The 17,748-nt window shown below is 64.2% G+C and carries 13 protein-coding genes; 11 read left to right on the top strand and 2 right to left on the bottom strand.

The window, feature by feature from the left end; genetic code table 11:
• The first annotated feature begins 31 nt into the window (after positions 1-31).
• The 4 genes from QTL98_RS02935 (at position 32) to QTL98_RS02920 (ending at position 6,032) form a co-directional block, all read left to right on the top strand.
• Positions 32-937 carry a MurR/RpiR family transcriptional regulator gene (locus QTL98_RS02935; protein ID WP_445680732.1) on the top strand — a complete coding sequence of 302 codons (906 nt, stop codon included), beginning with the start codon at positions 32-34 and terminating at the stop codon, positions 935-937.
• Positions 934-2,268, top strand: coding sequence for an aspartate aminotransferase family protein (locus tag QTL98_RS02930; protein ID WP_445680731.1), 1,335 nt, complete (start codon positions 934-936; stop codon positions 2,266-2,268). Before QTL98_RS02935 ends, QTL98_RS02930 begins: the two co-directional genes overlap by 4 nt.
• Before the next feature lie 77 nt (positions 2,269-2,345).
• Positions 2,346-3,320, top strand: coding sequence for a TAXI family TRAP transporter solute-binding subunit (locus tag QTL98_RS02925; RefSeq protein ID WP_445680730.1), 975 nt, complete (start codon positions 2,346-2,348; stop codon positions 3,318-3,320).
• Between the two features lie 129 nt (positions 3,321-3,449).
• Positions 3,450-6,032 (top strand): TRAP transporter permease, encoded by a 2,583-nt coding sequence (locus QTL98_RS02920; RefSeq protein WP_445680729.1) that lies wholly within the window; start codon positions 3,450-3,452, stop codon positions 6,030-6,032.
• Positions 6,033-6,087: 55 nt separating this feature from the next.
• On the opposite strand, the gene QTL98_RS02915 is transcribed toward QTL98_RS02920, so the two are convergent.
• A complete protein-coding gene (locus tag QTL98_RS02915; RefSeq protein ID WP_445680728.1) occupies positions 6,088-8,541 on the bottom strand; it encodes a GcvT family protein in 2,454 nt (817 codons plus the stop codon).
• 201 nt (positions 8,542-8,742) lie between these two features.
• Between QTL98_RS02915 and QTL98_RS02910 the strand changes: the two genes are divergently transcribed.
• The 7 genes from QTL98_RS02910 (at position 8,743) to QTL98_RS02880 (ending at position 17,295) form a co-directional block, all read left to right on the top strand.
• Entirely contained in the window at positions 8,743-9,297 is a 555-nt protein-coding gene (locus QTL98_RS02910) for a helix-turn-helix domain-containing protein (protein ID WP_445680727.1), read from the top strand.
• 156 nt (positions 9,298-9,453) lie between these two features.
• Entirely contained in the window at positions 9,454-10,557 is a 1,104-nt protein-coding gene (locus QTL98_RS02905; RefSeq protein ID WP_445680726.1) for an NAD(P)/FAD-dependent oxidoreductase, read from the top strand.
• 62 nt (positions 10,558-10,619) lie between these two features.
• Complete coding sequence (locus tag QTL98_RS02900) at positions 10,620-11,624, top strand: TRAP transporter substrate-binding protein (protein WP_445680725.1); 1,005 nt, start codon at positions 10,620-10,622, stop codon at positions 11,622-11,624.
• Positions 11,625-11,712: 88 nt separating this feature from the next.
• On the top strand, positions 11,713-12,225 hold the full coding sequence (locus QTL98_RS02895) for a TRAP transporter small permease (RefSeq protein WP_445680724.1): 513 nt from the start codon (positions 11,713-11,715) through the stop codon (positions 12,223-12,225).
• A gap of 1 nt (position 12,226) precedes the next feature.
• A complete protein-coding gene (locus QTL98_RS02890) occupies positions 12,227-13,516 on the top strand; it encodes a TRAP transporter large permease (protein ID WP_445680723.1) in 1,290 nt (429 codons plus the stop codon).
• Between the two features lie 27 nt (positions 13,517-13,543).
• Entirely contained in the window at positions 13,544-15,577 is a 2,034-nt protein-coding gene (locus QTL98_RS02885; protein ID WP_445680722.1) for a hydantoinase/oxoprolinase family protein, read from the top strand.
• Positions 15,574-17,295, top strand: a complete 1,722-nt coding sequence (locus QTL98_RS02880; protein WP_445680721.1) for a hydantoinase B/oxoprolinase family protein — start codon at positions 15,574-15,576, stop codon at positions 17,293-17,295. The genes QTL98_RS02885 and QTL98_RS02880 overlap by 4 nt, the downstream gene beginning before the upstream one ends.
• A gap of 100 nt (positions 17,296-17,395) precedes the next feature.
• Here the strand turns inward: QTL98_RS02880 and QTL98_RS02875 are convergent, their stop codons facing one another.
• Positions 17,396-17,737, bottom strand: a complete 342-nt coding sequence (locus tag QTL98_RS02875; protein ID WP_445680720.1) for a RidA family protein — start codon at positions 17,735-17,737, stop codon at positions 17,396-17,398.
• Between the last annotated feature and the right edge of the window lie 11 nt (positions 17,738-17,748).

Genomic DNA, 17,748 nt, shown 5'->3' with positions numbered 1-17,748 from the left:
AACGCCCTGTCGCTGGCATAGCGTCTTTCCCATGCAACACGGTCCCCTGAAGAGCGAAATCCTCGACGCCTACGACACGATGTCCGCCCAGCTGCAGGCAGCAGCGCGGTTCGTGCTCGACCGGCCGCACGAGGTCGCCCTGCTATCCATGCGCGAACAGGCCCGTCAGGCCGGGGTGCAGCCGGCCACGATGACGCGCCTTGCCAAGCATCTTGGCCTCAACGGCTATGACGAGATTCGCGAGCGTTATGCCGAGGCGGTGCGCGGCGGCGGGCTTGGTTTTGTTGACAAGGCCACCAGCCAGCAGACGACCCAGCGCCTGAAGGGTGACCGGGCTATTGCCGCTGACATGCTTTCGTCGCTGCACCGGCAGGTCGAGCACCTGGCAAGCCCGGAGACGCTGGACAGCATCGTGGCGGCGGCAGACGCGCTTGCCCGCGCCCGGCGCATCTACTGTCTTGGCCTGCGCTCCAGCCATGCCGTTGCCTGGCACCTGCATTACCAGCTGACGCTGATCGGCCGGCATTCCGTCCATGTGGACGGGCTTGCCGCCACCGGCACCGACAGCCTTGCCCATGCCGGCCCGGAAGACATCCTGCTGGCGGTCAGCGTCTCGCCCTACACGCGCCTGACTGTCGAACTTGCCGAGCACATGGCTGCACGCGGCGTGCCGGTGGTGGCGATTACCGACAGCACCGTTGCCCCGCTGGCGCATATCGCCCGGCACACAGTGCTGGTGCCGACGGACAGCCCCTCTTTCTTTCACACCGTCTCGCCCGGATTTGCCGTCGCCGAGATGCTCGCCGCGATTATCGCCGGGCGCGGCGGCGACGACACGCTCACCAGCCTTGCCCATGTCGATGCGCACCATGTTGCGCTCGGCAGCCATATCCAGCCCCGCCCCAATCAGCCCCGTTCCACCAAGAGACCGACATGACCCACCTGCTCCATCGCAATGCCAACGCGAAGATGCCGATTGCCGTCTCCGGCAAGGGCGTGGAGCTGTTTGACAGCACCGGCAAAGCCTATCTGGATGCCTCCGGCGGCGCCGCGGTTTCCTGCCTTGGCCACGGCCATCCGGAAGTACTGGCCGTGCTGCACCGCCAGCTTGACCAGCTTGCCTATGCCCATACCGGTTTCTTCACCACCGAGGTGGCCGAAAAACTGGCCGACAATCTGGTCGCCCATGCGCCTGCCGGGCTTGACCATGTCTATCTGGTAAGCGGCGGCTCGGAGGCGGTGGAAGCCGCGCTCAAGATGGCGCGGCAGTATTTTGTCGAGAAGGGCGAAACGAAGCGCCGTCACATCATCGCCCGGCGCCAGAGCTATCATGGCAATACGCTGGGGGCGCTTGCTACCGGCGGCAATGAGTGGCGCCGCAGCCAGTTTCGCCCGCTGCTGATCGAAACCCACCATATCGACCCGTGTTTTGCCTATCGCTTCCAGGCCGAGGGCGAGAGCGACGCCGCCTATGCCGCCCGGGCAGCGCAGGCGCTTGAAGACAAGATTCTGGAACTGGGCGGCGACGGGGTTATCGCTTTTGTTGCCGAAACCGTGGTCGGCGCAACGGCCGGCGCGGTGCCGCCCGTTGGCGATTACCTCAAGCGTATCCGCGAGATTTGCGACCGCTACGGCGTGCTGCTGATCCTCGATGAGGTGATGTGCGGCATGGGGCGCACCGGAACGCTGCATGCCTGCGAGCAGGATGGCGTGTCCCCGGATCTGATGACCATCGCCAAGGGCCTTGGCGGTGGTTACCAGCCGGTTGGCGCGGTGCTGCTTCAGGGCAAGATCTTCGAGGCCTTTTCCAAAGGCTCCGGCTTTTTCCAGCACGGCCACACCTATATGGGCCACCCGATGGCTGCCGCCGCCGGCCTTGCCGTGCAGGAAATCATCCAGCGCAGCAATCTGCTCGCCAATGTCCGCGCCATGGGCCAGTTGCTGACAACCCGCCTGACCGAGCGTTTCGGCAACCATCATCATGTCGGCGATATTCGCGGCCGCGGCCTGTTCCAGGCTGTCGAGCTGGTTGCCGACCGCACAGGCAAAACCCCCTTCGACCCGGCGTTGAAACTCCATGCGCTGGTGAAGCGCGAGGCGATGGCCCGCGGCCTCATGGTCTATCCGATGGGGGGCACCATCGACGGGGTCCGCGGCGATCATGTGCTGATTGCCCCGCCCTTTATCGTCGAACCATCGCACGTCGATGCGATTGCGGAGCGTCTGGGAGAGGCCGTGGATGCGGCCCTCCAGGCCGTGCGCCCGTAGGGGATCACGGCCACAGGCACAAGAACCGGGCGAACCAACGGCCGGCCAGGGAAACCAAAACAGAGAAGAGGCAGAAAATGATACGTTTCGGGAAATCCATCACGACGCTTCTGTTCGCGGCGGCAACCGCCGTGGTCGTGCCGCAGGCGTCCCATGCCGCCGACAAGTTCGTGACCATCGGCACCGGCGGCGTAACCGGCGTTTATTACGCCGTGGGCGGCGCCGTCTGCCGCCTGATGAACCAGAGCCGTTCTACCACCCATATCCGCTGCTCGACCGAATCCACCGGCGGCTCCGTCTTCAACGTCAACGCCATCCAGACCGGCGACCTCGACTTCGGCCTCGCCCAGTCGGATGTGCAGTACCAGGCCTATAACGGTACCGGCAATTTCGACGGCAAGGCCTTCAAGGGGCTGCGCGCCGTGTTTGCGGTGCATCCGGAACCCTTTACCGTTCTGGCACGCCCGGATGTCGGCGTTTCCAAGTTCGAGGATTTCAAGGGCAAGCGCTTCAATGTCGGCAATCCCGGCTCCGGCACCCGCGCCTCGATGGAAGAGCTGCTGAAGCAGATGGGCTGGTCGCTGAGCGACTTCTCCCTTGCCGGCGAGCTCAAGGCTGACGAGCAGGGCACGGCGCTGTGCGACAACAAGATCGACGGCTTCTTCTACGGTGTCGGTCACCCTTCGGCCGCCATCCAGAGCCCGACAACCGCCTGCGGCGCCAAGCTGATTTCGCTGACCGGCCCCGCCGTCGACGCGCTGGTCGCCGCCCATCCCTACTACTCCAAGGCGACCATTCCGGGCGGCATGTATGCCGGCACCCCGGACCCGACCGAGACCTATGGCGTGCGCGCCACGGTCGTCACCAGCTCCGAGACGCCGGATGATGTCGTCTACAATCTGGTGAAGGCGGTGTTCGAGAATTTCGACGACTTCAAGAAGCTGCACCCGGCTTTCGCCAACCTGGACCCCAAGGAGATGGTCAAGGCCGGCCTCTCCGCCCCGCTGCATCCGGGCGCCGTGAAGTACTACAAGGAAAAGGGCTGGATGTGATCTGATCCGGCAACAGGGGCGCTCTTTCCGGAGCGCCCCTGACTTCCTTTTCAGCAGGTAGTTTCATTTAAAAATAATGCTGGGCCGGCCCGAGGGCGGGCCCAGGCACAAGCCATTGGGGATACTGGGATGGCGGATTTGAACGGGCCGGCCGCTTCCGGCGATTTCGACGTCGACAAGCTGCACGAGATTGTCGCCGAAGCCGACACGGGCGGGCGCAAACCGGTGGGCCTCGCGGGCAAGCTTGTCTTCCTGACCGCCCTTGCCTGGTCGCTCTTCCAGCTCTGGTACGCCTCCCCCATTCCCTTCATCATCAATATGGGCGTGGTGTCGGACGGAATTGCCCGCTTCATCCACCTCGCCTTTGCGCTGTTTCTGGCGCTGTTGACCTTCCCGGCCTTTAAATCCTCCTCGCGCGAACGCATTCCGCTTGCCGACTGGGCGCTGGCAGTGGCAGGCGCAGCCTGCGCGCTCTATCTCGTGGTCTTCTACCGCGATATCGCGCAGCGCCCCGGCCTGCCGACAACAGCAGACCTCGTCGTCTCCATCATCGGTGTGCTTGTGCTGCTGGAAGCCGCGCGCCGCGCCGTGGGTCCGGCGATCACCGTCATCGCCGGGCTGATGCTGGTCTATATCTTCGTCGGCCCCTGGATGCCCGGCCTGCTCGGCCATAAGGGCGCAAGCCTGTCGCGCGCGTCCTCGCAGATGTGGCTCACCTCCGAAGGGGTGTTCGGTGTGGCGCTCGGCGTTTCCACCAACGTCGTCTTCATGTTCGTGCTGTTCGGCACCTTGCTGGAGAAGGCAGGAGCTGGCGGTTATTTCATCCAGCTCGCCTTCTCCATGCTCGGGCGCTATCGCGGCGGGCCAGCCAAGGCGGGGGTCGTCGCCTCCGGCCTTACCGGCATGATCTCCGGCTCTTCTATCGCCAATGTGGTGACCACCGGTACCTTCACCATCCCCCTGATGAAAAAGGTGGGCTACTCGCCGGTCAAGGCCGGCGCCATCGAGTGCGCGGCCGGCGTCAACGGCCAGATCATGCCACCGGTGATGGGCGCAGCGGCCTTCCTGATCGCCGAATATGTCGGCATCCCCTATTCGGAAGTGATCAAGCACGCCTTCCTGCCGGCGATCCTGACCTATGGCTCGCTGTTCTACATCGTCGATATCGAGGCGATGAAGATGGGCCTCAAGGGCCTGCCTGCTGCCCGCCATGCCTCGCGCCTGCAGGGCATTGCCCGGGCGCTGATGGGCATTGCCGGCTTCATTATCCTGTGCGGCCTCGTCTATTACGGCATCGGCTGGACAGAGGCGGCCTTCGGTGCGGCGGCAAGCTGGATCGTCAGCGCCGTCATGGTGGCCGTTTATATCGGCCTCATCGCCCACCGCGCCCGCCATCCCGACCTGCCGCTGGAAGATATGCAGAGCGACATCCTCTCCGTACCGCATTTCGGCGAGACGGCCCGCACCGGCCTGCATTTCCTGCTGCCGGTCGTGCTGCTTATATGGTGCCTGATGGTGAAGGAGCTTTCGCCCGGGCTCTCCGCCTTCTGGGGAGCGGTAGCGCTGATGGCCCTGCTGGTAACCCAAAGGCCGCTAACTGCCTTCTTCCGCAAGGAAAAGGACCTGATTACCCCCTGGAAGCAGGGTGTTCATGACCTTGTCGACGGGCTTGCCTCTTCCGCCCGCAACATGTCGACAGTGGGCATAGCAACAGCGGCAGCCGGCATCATCGTCGGCACCGTGCTGCTGACCGGCGTGGGCCTGGTGATGACGGAGCTGGTGGAGCTTATCTCCGGCGGCAGTTTCCTGATCATGCTCGTCTTCACCGCGCTCATCTGCCTGGTACTGGGCATGGGCATGCCGACGACGGCAAGCTATGTGGTTGTCGCCACGCTGATGGCCCCGGTGATGGTGGATATCGCTGCCCAGAACGATCTCGCCGTGCCGCTCATCGCCGTGCATCTCTTCGTCTTCTATTTCGGCCTGATGGCCGATGTGACGCCGCCCGTCGGCCTTGCCGCCTATGCGGCCGCTGCCATTTCCGGCGCCGATCCGGTGAAGACGGGCTTCCAGGGCTTCAAATACGAAGTCCGGACCGGCCTTCTGCCCTTCATCTTCATCTTCAACAGCGGGCTGCTGCTGATTGACCTCAAGGGGCCGCTCGATACCGCCATCGTCATCCTGGCATCCGTTGCCGCCATGGTGGCCTTCGTGGCCGCTACGCAGAACTGGCTGCTGACCAAAAACCGCTGGTACGAGACACTCGCGCTGCTGCTCATCACCTTCACCCTGTTCCGCCCCGGCTTCTGGCTCAACATGATCGACAAGCCCTATGTGGAAAAGCCGGCGACGGGCTTTGAGCAATATGTAGACACTGTGCCCGCCGGCACGCCCCTTCGCCTCAAGCTGGCCAGCACCAACTACAATGGCGATGACGTCGACAAGATCGTCCGGCTCGATATCGGCAAGGAGGGAACGGCCGCACAAAGGCTGGATGCCGCCGGCCTGATGGTTTCCGACTTCGGCGGCGATGTGTCGATTGGCGCGGTGCGGCCAGGCAGCCAGGCCGACAAGTTCCGTCTGCAATTCGGCGACCGGATCACCGGCATCCTCGCCAGTGCCAACCGGCCGTCACGCAACTGGTTCATGCTGCCGGCTTTCGCCCTGTTTGCGCTGATCATCTGGATGCAGCGCAGACGCCGGACTGCCTGAAATACACGCCCCGCTGCCGCCTGTCGGCAGCGGGGTGATGAATTGGCACGCTCGCTCACCCTCGCACCCGCAGCCCCTCAGGATCATACATCGGCCGGAGGGAGACCTCCGCCTCGTGTCTCTTGCCAGCGATTTCGACGACATAGTCCGAGGCGAGCATTTCCTCCGCGCCCTCACCGGTGTGGCTGCAAGGCACATAGCCCAGGCCCACGGCACTCCCGAGCGCGTGGCCGTAACCGCCTGAGGTCAGATGGCCGACAAGGCGGCCATCCCGCAGCACAGGCTCGTTGTGATAGAGCAGCGGCTCCGGGTCCTTGAGGCGGAATTGCATCAAGCGCCGCCGCATCCCCTCGTCGCGCCGCCTCAGGACAGCTTCCCTGCCGATAAAGCCACTGTTCTTGCGGGTCCGCACGGCAAAGCCGAGCCCGGCCTCCAGCACATGATCTTCGCTGGAAATATCATGGCCGAAATGGCGGAACGCCTTTTCAAGCCGGCAGCTATCCATCGCATGCAATCCGCACAGGCGCAGCCCCATGTCGCCGCCGGCGTCAAGGAGTACCTCCAGCACATGCGCGGCCTGGTCGGCACTGACAAAAAGCTCCCACCCCAGCTCGCCGACATAACTGACCCGGTGCGCACGGACGAGCCCCATGCCGATCTCGACCTCCCGCGCCGTGCCGAAGGGGTGCACCGCATTTGAAAAACTGTCGGGACTGACCCGCCGCAGAAGCTCACGCGAGCGCGGCCCCATGACCGGGATGACTGCCTCGGCTGCCGTCACATCGGTCATAACGACAAAGGCATCCCCCAGATGGCGCCGCAGCCAGGCAAGATCCCGCTGCACCGTTGCCGCCGGGACGGTGAGAAAGAAGGCCGTCTCCCCGAGGCGAGTAACCGTCAGGTCACTTTCAATGCCCCCACGGACATTCAGCATTTGCGTGTAGGCAATCGCCCCGACAGGAACGTCGAGATCGTTGGCGCACATCTGCTGGAGGAAAGCCAGGGCGTCGCGGCCCTCGACCCTGATCTTGCCGAAGGAACTCATGTCGAGCAGCCCGACACCCTGCCGCAGTGCCAGATGCTCGGCGCGGGAGTTTTCAAACCAGTTCTGGCGTTTCCAGCTATAGCGGTACTCCGTCTCTCCGCCCGGCAGTGCAAACCAGTTGGCCCGCTCCCAGCCCGCCAGTTCGCCAAACACCGCCCCGCGCGCCTTCAACTGCGCATGCAGCGGCGAACGGCGTACGCCGCGCGCCGTGGCCATCTGCCGGTAGGGAAAATGATCGGCATAAAGCAGGCCGAGCGTTTCCTTCACGCGGGCCTGCAGATAGCTGCGGTTCTTCTGGAAGGGCTGGGCACGGCGGATATCCACCTCCCACAGGTCGAACGGGGCCTCGCCGTCATTCATCCAGTGGGCAAGCGCCATGCCGGCCCCGCCGGAGGAAACGATGCCGATGGAGTTATAGCCGGCGGCAACCCAGTACCCCTTGAGCTCCGGTGCCTCACCCAGATAGTAGCGCCCGTCGGGCGTGAAACTCTCCGGCCCGTTGAAGAAGGTATGAATGCCGGTCTGCGTCAGCAGCGGCATGCGGGCGATGGCCTGCTCAAGGATCGGCACGAAATGGTCGAAATCCTCGGGCAACTGGTCGAAACAGAAATCCTCCCCGATGCCCTCCATGCCCCAGGGCTTGGCCACCGGCTCGAAGGCACCGATGAGAAGCTTGCCGGCATCTTCCTTGTAATAGGCGCACTCGTCCGGCACCCGCAGCACCGGCAACTGCGTCAGGCCCGGAATGCTCTCCGTCACCACATAGAAGTGCTCGCAGGCATGGAGGGGCAGAGTGACGCCGTTCTGCGCCGCAAGGTCCCGGCCCCACATGCCGCCGCAATTGACCACCATGTCCGCGGCGATATGGCCCGGCTCATCATCCTGCATGTAATCGACGCCGGTTACCCGCCCGCCCGCGCTCCGGACCCGCGTGACCTTGACCTGTTCGATGATGCGCGCGCCGTGCAGCCGCGCGCCCTTGGCAAGGGCGAGGGCAATGTTGCCCGGATCGGCCTGCCCGTCCCCCGGCAGGTGAACGCCGGCAACAACACCGGAAAGATCGAGATGGGGGTAACGCTCCAGCACTTCGGCCGGGCTCAGTTCGTTGACTTCCACGCCATAGGCGCGCGCAACACCGGCCTGACGCAGGATCTCCTCATGCCGCTCCGCCGTCAGGGCAACAGTGATGGAGCCGCATTGCCGGAGTCCGGTGGCAAGACCGGTCTCGGCCTCAAGCCGGGCATAAAGGTCCGCTGAATATTTGGCGAGCCGCGTCATGTTCTGGCTCGGGCGCAACTGGCCGATCAGGCCGGCGGCGTGCCAGGTGGTACCACAGGTCAGCTGCTTTCTCTCCAGCAGGACAATGTCGCTCCAGCCGAGTTTCGCCAGATGATACGCCACCGAACATCCGGAAATGCCGCCACCGATGATCACAACACGCGCTCTGGGGGGAACTGCGCTCATCTTCAACTCACTGGGTCGGGGGGTATACGCCCGTACCGGGCGCCGCTTCGGGAAAAAACAGACTATAATTTTGTGGAATTTTTTTACCAAAATAAATTTTCGTGCGTTTTTTATAGTTTATTGAACCGAGGGAACACCCCGTCTAGGCTTGGCCCAACGGCGCCTTACAGGTCCCGAAAACCGTTAAAGAGCCTGAATTTCATGAACAAACAGGTCGGTGCCGACATCCGCGCCCTGCGCAAGGCACGGGGCATGACCCTCAAGGATGTTGCCGATGTGGTGGGGCGTTCGACCGGCTGGCTGAGTCAGATCGAGCGCGGCAATGCCGCGCCCTCCGTCCACGACCTCGGGCGCATCGCCGAGCATTTCGGCATCACCATCTCGTTTTTCTTCCGCTCCTCCAGCCGCCGGCCGGAAGAACAGGGCATCATCCTGCGTGCCGCCGACCGCATGCCGATCGGCTCGCACGAAACCGGCCTCGTCGAGGAATTGCTGTCGCCGACCCTGAGCGGCGGTTTCGAGATGATCAAATCCGTCTTTGCCCCGCATTCGGACAGCGGCGGCATGATGGCTATTCGCCCGAAGGAAGATGGCGGTGTGCTGATATCCGGCACGCTGAAAATGACCATCGGCAGCCTTGAGGTCGCGCTGCAGCCCGGCGACAGCTTCCAGTTTTCCGGGACCGAATATTCCTGGCGCAATGACGGGGACGAGCCCGCCGTGGTGATCTGGGTGGTCTGCCCGCCGGTTTATTGAGGCCCTCCGGCAGAGCCCCGTCCGGGCCGGTCAAAAAAGCCCACGAGATGCCCAAATCATAACAAAATCGGAATTCAGTGCCCGATATTGTTATTTGAATTATACCAACCATTGCCGCCTGATATCTCACGGTTACGTCAGTGAGCAGCGCGACGCATGGAAGACCTTGGCACCCGGGAACTGGTAATCGCAGGCGGCGGCCTTGTCGGCATGGCTGTCGGCGTCGGCGCCCTGTCCCTTGGTGCAAGCGTGCTGGCCTTCGATGCCGGCGATACCTCCCTGCGCGCCTCACGCGGCAATTTCGGCCTGATCTGGGGCCAGAGCAAAGGTGCCCGCGGGCGGGATTATGCCGCCTGGACCCAGCGCGCCATCGCCGCCTGGCCCGCGTTCCAGGATGAGATCCGCGAGCTCACCGGCATCGATACCGGCCTTCGCACCGGCGCCGGGCTGCATCTGTGCCTTTCCGAAGAAGAATTCGACGCCCGTTCCCGGCTCATCCAGAAGATCGCCGGGTATGGTTTTCCCGATAACGACGCGCGGATGATCCGTCGCGACGAGGTGCGGTCCCTCCTGCCCGGTATCGGGCCGGATGTGGTCGGCGCCTCGTTCTCGACCCAGGACGGGGACTGCCATTCCCTGGCTCTCTACCGGGGGCTGGCGGAGGCCTATTCAAGGCTCGGGGGGGCCTTGAAGACGGCGCAGCCCGTCCTGGGAATTACTCCGAGCGGCAGTGGCTACCGGGTGACCACACCGGAGTTCAGTGTGTGGTCACCCAGAGTGCTGATCGCCGCAGGCCTCGGCACCAATGCCCTGGCGCGTCCGTTCGGCTTTCCCGATGTCGTGATCGGCCAGCGCGGACAAATCCTGGTCACCGAACGGCTCCAGCCCTTTCTGGATGTCGTGACATCCGGCCTGCGCCAGTTGCCGGAAGGAACGGTACTGATCGGCGACACAAAGGAAGAGGGCGAGCATGACCGCGCAACCTCCTCCGGCATCAGTTATCTGGCGCGCCGCGCGGCGCGGGCCTTCCCGGCCATCGCCCATGCGCGCGTGGTGCGGGCCTGGGCTGCGTTACGGGTGCTAACGCCCGACGGCGATCCTGTTTATGACGAATCCCCAACCCATCCCGGCATTTTTGTCGCCTCGACCCATAGCGGCGTCACGCTTGCCTCCGCGCACCGCGGACCGCTGGCCCACTGGTTGATGGGCGGGCAGCGCCCCCCCGAATTCGCAGCCTTTTCTGCGAGACGTTTCACCTGAGACGGCCGGCAGACCGACATCTGCAAAAACGAACAAACCGAACAGCAGCAGGGAATGACTTCATGACGATCCGTTTTTCTGTGCTCCGCACAATGGCTTCCATCGCCGCCATCAGCTTGCTCAGCACCCCGGCACTGGCCGACGTGACCTGGACGTTCGGCGGCATCAACCCGCCCAATGCGCCGGTCACCGTCGCCTCGAAGAAGTTTGCGGAACTGGTGACCGAACGCACCAAGGGCCGGGTGACCGTGAATTTCTATGAAGGCTCGCAGCTCGGCGACGGCCCGTCCCAGATCGAGGCCATGGCCGCCGGAGGCCAGGAAGGTTACATCTCCTCCGGCTCCAACGCCTCGAACCTGGTGTCCGAATATGGCGTCATCGACATGCCCTTCGTGTTCAGGAGCGAGCAGCACTTCCTGAACTTCATGAAGTCGGACATGGCCGCCGAGCTGGACAAGAAGCTGCGCGACGGTTTCAACGTCCGCATCATCGCGACCAACTGGTTCCGCCTGCCGCGCGTGTTCCTGAGCCGCGAAAGCTGCATCGCCTCACCGGCGGATATCGCCGGCAAGCGTACCCGTGCCCCGAACCTGCCGATGTTCGTCGCCGGCTGGAAGGCACTCGGGACCGTGCCGGCCACCATCGCCTATGGCGAAACCTACATGGCGCTCAAGCAACGCCTCGTCGACATGACTGAATCCGCCGGCGAACAGGTCTATTCGTCAAAGCTCTACGAAGTGCTGCCCTACATCACCGACGCCCAGATGATGTATCCGCAGAATTCGGTCTATGTCGCTGAATCGGCCTTCCAGGCCATCAGCCCGGAAGACCAGAAGATCGTCGTCGACGCGGCGAACGAGGCCGGCGACTACTTCACCCAGCTGGTCAAGGATGAAGAAGCACCGAACCGCGACGCCATGAAGGCGGCCGGCGTTACCTTCTGCGACATGACCCCGGAGGCCCGGGCCCAGTTCTCCGCCATGATCGCCAGCAAGAAGGCCGATTTCGAAGCGCAGAAGCTGATCCCCGCCGGCTGGTGGGACAAGATCCAGGCCCTGGCGGACTGACCGTTTCGCGTTTGCCAGCGCCGCCTGTGGCGGCGCTGGCCTCCTGATATCATGGCAGCCTCTGCCGCTGCTTCTGCAAGGAGCGACCATGGTCCGCCTCCTCGACTGGACCTCACGTCTGGTCCTCATCTTCTGCGTCCTGATGGCTTTCGTGATCTTCGCGGCGCTCTCGGCACAGATCATATCGCGATACGTCTTCAACGCGCCGATCGACTCAACCGATGCCATCGCCGAGGCTGCCCTGGTCTGGATGACCTTTATCGGCGCCGCGATGGTCTATCGCGAGCGCGGCCATATCGCTGTGGGGCTGATCGAGGCAACCACGCCACCGGTCATCCAGAAAGCCGTGCGCATCATCATCCACCTCGTGGTGATCGCCGTGCTGGCCTATGTGCTGACCCAGGTCGGCAAGCTGCAGCCGCTGATGGCGCGTGTGCAGTTCGGCACGGTGCCGCACAGCCCCTACACCTCAAAATTCGTCTTCGTGCTCCTGCCGTTCGCCCTCGGCGCCGGCCTGACCATCATTTTCGCGCTCGAGGCGATCTGGCGCGATCTGACGGGGCAGGCTCCGGTCCAGACCGAAGTCCAGGAGATCATCTGACATGACGCCGCTGCTTTTCGCCGCCCTGTTCTTCGGACTGCTGATCCTGGGAATGCCGGTGGCCTACACGATGCTGGCCTCCTCCGCCGTCTACATCCTGGTGACGGGCCTGCCTGAAGTGCAGTTGACCATGCGCGCCTCCGGCGGCATCGACAGCTTCTCCCTGCTGGCCATCCCCATGTTCCTGCTGGCGGGCAACCTGATGAACGGCATGGGCGTGACCGAGCGGATCTTCGCCTTCGCCGGTGTGCTGGTGCGCCACATTACCGGCGGCCTTGGCCACGTGAATGTTGTGGCGTCGGTCATCTTTGCCGGCATGTCCGGGTCGGCCGTGGCCGATGCGGGCGGGCTGGGTGCCGTTGAAATCAAGGCCATGAAGCAAGCGGGCTATACCGAGCGCTTCTCCGCCGCCGTCACCGCCGCCTCGGCCACCATCGGGCCCATCATCCCGCCGTCGATCACGCTCGTCGTCTATGGCTTCCTTGCGGAAGAAAGCGTCGGACGGCTGTTCCTCGGCGGCGCCATCCCGGGCCTGCTCGTTGCCTTCGCGCTGATGGTCATCGTCTGGGTTCTGGTCAAAACCGGCCGTGAACCGGCACCGAAGATGCCCCGCGCGACGATGCCCGAGGTGATCTCCTGCTTCTGGCGGGCGCTGCCGGCGCTGATGGCGCCGGTTATCCTGCTGGGCGGGATCCTGGCCGGCATCTTTACCCCGACAGAAGCCTCCGTGGTGGTGGTGCTCTACATCATGGTGGTGGGCTGCTTCACCTTCGGCTTCGACGCCCGGCAGATCTGGGCGGCGCTGGCCGGCGCGGTGCGCACCACCGCCTCCACCCTGCTGATCATCGCTGCCTCTGCCGTCTTCGGCTGGATCATCTCGATCCAGCGCCTGCCGGTACAACTGGTGGACGCCATGCAGGGCCTGCTGGTGAGCCCGTCGGCCGTTATCCTGGTGATGGTGATCGTGCTGCTGATCGTCGGCATGTTCATGGAGGTGCTGGCGGCACTGGTGCTGCTGGTCCCCACCTTCCTGGCGCTCGCCCACAGCTTCCACATCGATACCGTGCACATGGGCGTGATGATCGTCGTCACCATGATGATCGGCACCATCACCCCGCCGGTGGGGCTGGTGCTCTACACCGTGATGTCGGTGGCAAAGATCGGCATGGGCACACTGACCAGGGCCTTGCTGCCCTTCTACTTCGCGATGGTGGTGGTGGCGCTGCTGGTCGCCTTCTTCCCCTCGATCACCCTCTTCCTTCCCGACCTGTTGATGCCGGTGGCGCGTTAAGGCGTCGCCCCCTGGAGATTTAACGTCATGTACCGTATCAGCTTCGATGTCGGCGGCACTTTCACCGACTTTACCGCCATCGAGATGGGCAGCGGCTTCACCCGCCACTTCAAGACCTCGTCCACCCCGCATGACCCGTCGGAAGCGATCGAGACCGGCCTGCGCTATTTCGTCGAGCAGGAAGGGCTGGATCCGGCGCTGTTCGAATTCATCGGCCATGGCACCACGGTCGCCACCAACATGGTGATCGAGCGGCGCGGCGTGCCCACCGGCCTCATCACCACCCGCGGATGCCGCGATGTGCTGGAGATCGGCCGCCAGACCCGCCCGCATCTCTATGACTATGCCATCACCAAGCCGGCCCCGCTGGTCGAGCGCTACATGTCGATCGAGGTGAACGAACGGCTGGATGCCGATGGCAACGTGCTGGTCCCGCTGAACGAGGATGAGGTGCGGGCGGCCGCCGAAGCCATGAAGGCTGCGGGCATGCAGGCGGTCGCCGTCTGTTTCCTGCACGCCTACCGGGATGCCCGCCATGAGATGCGCGCCGCGCAGATCGTGCGGGAGGTAATGCCGGAGGCCTATGTGTCGTTGTCGAGTGAAGTGCTGCCGGAGTACCGGGAGTACGAGCGTTTCTCCACCACCGTCATCAATGCCTATGTCGGCCCGCGCATGGACCGCTATCTGGCGCAGTTCGTCACCCGGCTGCAGGCCATCGGCATGACCACCGCGCCGCGCACCATCCACTCCAATGGCGGGCTGATGTCAGTCGACACCGTGCGGGCCTTCCCGGTGCGGACCTGCCTTTCCGGCCCCGCTGCCGGCGTGGTCGGCGCCGCGCAGGTTGCCGGCGTGTCGAACTACCCCAACATCGTGACCTTCGATGTCGGCGGCACCTCCACCGACGTTTCGCTGGTGCTGGATGGGCGCCCGGCCTTTACCACCTCGCGGCTGGTGGCCGATTATCCAGTGCGCACGCCGATGCTGGACATCAACGTCATCGGTGCCGGCGGCGGTTCAATCGCCGGGCTCGACGATGCCGGGGCGCTGAAAGTCGGCCCGCGCTCGGCCGGCGCCCATCCCGGCCCGGTCGCCTATGGCCGGGGCGGTACCGAACCCACCACGACGGATGCCAATCTCGTTCTCGGGCGGCTTTCTTCCGACACGCTGCTTTCCGGCCGCATGACGGTTGATGCCGATGCCTCGCGCCGGGCCATCGAAGAGCAGATCGCCCGGCCGCTCGGCCTTTCCGTCGAGGAAGCGGCGCTCGGTATCCTGCGCATCGCCGTTGCCAATATGGGCCGCGCCATCCGTGCGGTTTCGACCGAAAAGGGCCACCGGCTCGCCGATTTCGCGCTCTTCGCCTATGGCGGCGCCGGCCCGCTGTTCGCCACCGCCGTGGCGAAAGAAACCGGCATCGACACCGTTATCGTGCCAGCGCAACCGGGGACCATGTGCGCCCGCGGCATCCTGCTCTCCGATGTCGGCTTCGACTTCGTGCGCACCGGCGTGGTGACCGCCACGCAGCAGGGCTGGGCGGAAATACAGGGCACTTTTGCCGGCATGACGCAGGAAGGCGCCGACTGGCTGGCCGGCGAAGGTGTCGGCGAAGCCGACCGCCGCTTCAGCTATGTCGCCGATGCCCGCTATGACGGCCAGAACCATGAGGTGCAGGTTGATCTGCCCCAGGGGCCCGAGACCGATTTTGCCACCTTCATGACCGGCTTCCGGGCCTCCCACCGGCAGGAATATGGCTATGACATCGACGGCCGGCCGGTCGAGATCGTCAACCTGCGCCTGTCGGTGAAGGGCGCCTCCGCCCTCAAGCCGGAAAGTGCCCACAAGGCCGATGCCGGCGAACCGTCGCTCGGCACCCGGCAGGTCTATTTCGACGGCGGCTGGTTTGAGACGGCGCTCTACGAGCGCGCCCGGCTGCCCATCGGTGTCGCCATCGCCGGCCCCGCCATCATCCAGGAAATGTCCTCCACCACCATCATCGAGCCCGGCTTTACTGCCCGCATCGACAGCACCGGCACGATGATCCTCGAGGTAAGCAAATGACCGCCGCCACGAAGACCGAAAGCTTCCAGCTGAGCGACCCGATCGCCATGGAGGTTTTCACCAACCGCCTGCTGGCGATTGCCGACGAAATCGGCTCGTCGATGATCCGCGCGTCCTTTTCTTCCAACATCAAGGAACGCAAGGACTGTTCGGTCGCCCTATTCTCTGCCGACGGCCGGCTGATCGCCCAGGCAAGCCATATTCCGCTGCATCTCGGCTCCCTGATGGGGTCCGTGCACGCCGTGCTCGGTCGCTACCGGCCGGAGCAGATGGTCGACGGCGATGTGTTCATCTGCTCCGACCCCTATGTAGCCGGCGGCACGCACACGCCAGACATCTCGGTCATCACCCCGGTCTTCATTGGCGGCAAGGCGGCCTATTTCACCGCCAATATCGGTCACCATTCGGATGTCGGCGGTACGGTTCCGGGCTCGATCCATGGCGGGGCAACCTCGATTTTCGAGGAAGGGCTGCGCCTGCCGGTGATGAAGCTCGCCCGGGCGGGGGCACTTGATGAAGATCTCCTGTCCCTGATCTCGCTGAACTCACGCTCACCGGAAGAACGCTGGCTGGACATCAAGGTGCAGGCGGCAGCCAACGAGCGTGGCGCGCGGCTCATGAAGGAGCTGAACGAGGCGCTCGGGGTGGCAAACGTCTCCCGGGCCATCGAGGATCTCTTTGCCTATACCGGTGCCCGCCTGCGCAACCGCATCGCCGAAATGAAAGACGGTACCGCCTCCTTTTCCGCAATGATCGAGGGAGATGGCGTAGACGATACCGCGGTTCCGATCCAGGCCAACGTTACGGTGAAGGGCGACCGGCTGATCGTCGATTTCGAGGGTACGGGGCCGCAGGCCAAGGGCGGCCTAAACGTGGTGGCCAGCGCGCTTAACGCCTCGGTCTATTATGTCGTCAAGACACTGCTCGACCCCTATCTGCTGCCGAACTCCGGCATGTTCGAAGGGATCGAGATTTCCGCGCCGAAGGGCTCGCTGCTCAATCCGGTCGCCCCGGCAGCCGTTGGCGCTCGCTCCATCACCTGTAACAAGGTGGTGCGCGCCCTGATCGGTGCTTTTGCCCAGTTGCTGCCGCCGGAAAAGGCACAGGCCGCGGGCCAGGATATCGTTCCCGTCATGGTATTTGCCGGCAAGCGCCGGGGCCGGGACGGCGGGTATGTCTATCTTGAATCGATCGGCGGGGGCAGCGGCGCGCGCTTCGATGGCGACGGCATGGATGGCATCCATGTGCACGTCACCAACTCCTCCAACCTTCCAATCGAACCGCTTGAGGTCGAATACGACCTGCTGGTTGACGAGTACGCGCTCGTCAACGGGTCTGCCGGCGCCGGTCAGCACCGGGGCGGCATGGGCATCGCCCGGCAGATATCCGCTCCCAACGGCGGCGTCATCTTTACCTCCCGCTCCGACGGCCACCGGGAAGGAGCACCGGGCATCAATGGCGGCCTGCCCGGCCGTGTCGCCCATCTGAAGCTCGATGCCGGAACGCCGCAGGAGCAGGAACTGAAGGCCATGACCACCAACCTCAGACTGGGCAAAGGCCAGTCCGTGCGGCTGGAGACGCCTGGCGGTGGCGGTTTCGGCAAGCCTGCCGACCGCAAGCCGGCAGCGCTGGCGCGCGATATCCGGGATGGCCGCCTTACCCGTGCCGAAGCCGAAGCCTCCTACGGTCCGGCACTGGTCGCCAAGGCCCTCTCCTGAACCGGGGAGGAGCCAGAGGCAGAGAAGGGGGCCTCGCGGCCCCCTTCTTCATTTTACGCCCCGGCACATCCCCCTGACGCACCGGGTGAGGCAAGCGCCCTTATTTGGCGGCGGACACCGTGATCTCGACCAGCGTGCCCTTCTCCAGCACCGCGCCGACACAGGTACGGGTCGGGAAGATGTCGGGCGAGAGCCAGGCACACCAGGCCTCGTTCATCTGCTGCTTGGTCGAAAAATCGGCCAGATAGACGGTCGCCGTCAGGAGCTTTTCCTTCGACGAACCCAGATCGAGCAGCAGCTTTTCAATCTTGGCGCAGGCCTGCCCGGCCTGCCCCCTGGCATCCAGCGTCTTGTCATCGGCGACCATGCCGCCAAGATAGATCACACCGTTATGCTCAACGGCGCGATGGTTGATCTTGCTTTGCACGTGGCGCGTTATCATTCGTCATTCTC

It is taken from the genome of Radicibacter daui (assembly GCA_030657355.1).
Taxonomy (GTDB): domain Bacteria; phylum Pseudomonadota; class Alphaproteobacteria; order Radicibacterales; family Radicibacteraceae; genus Radicibacter; species Radicibacter daui.
The sequence above is the reverse complement of the archived record's forward strand: the minus strand, read 5'-3'. Positions and strand labels throughout refer to the sequence as shown.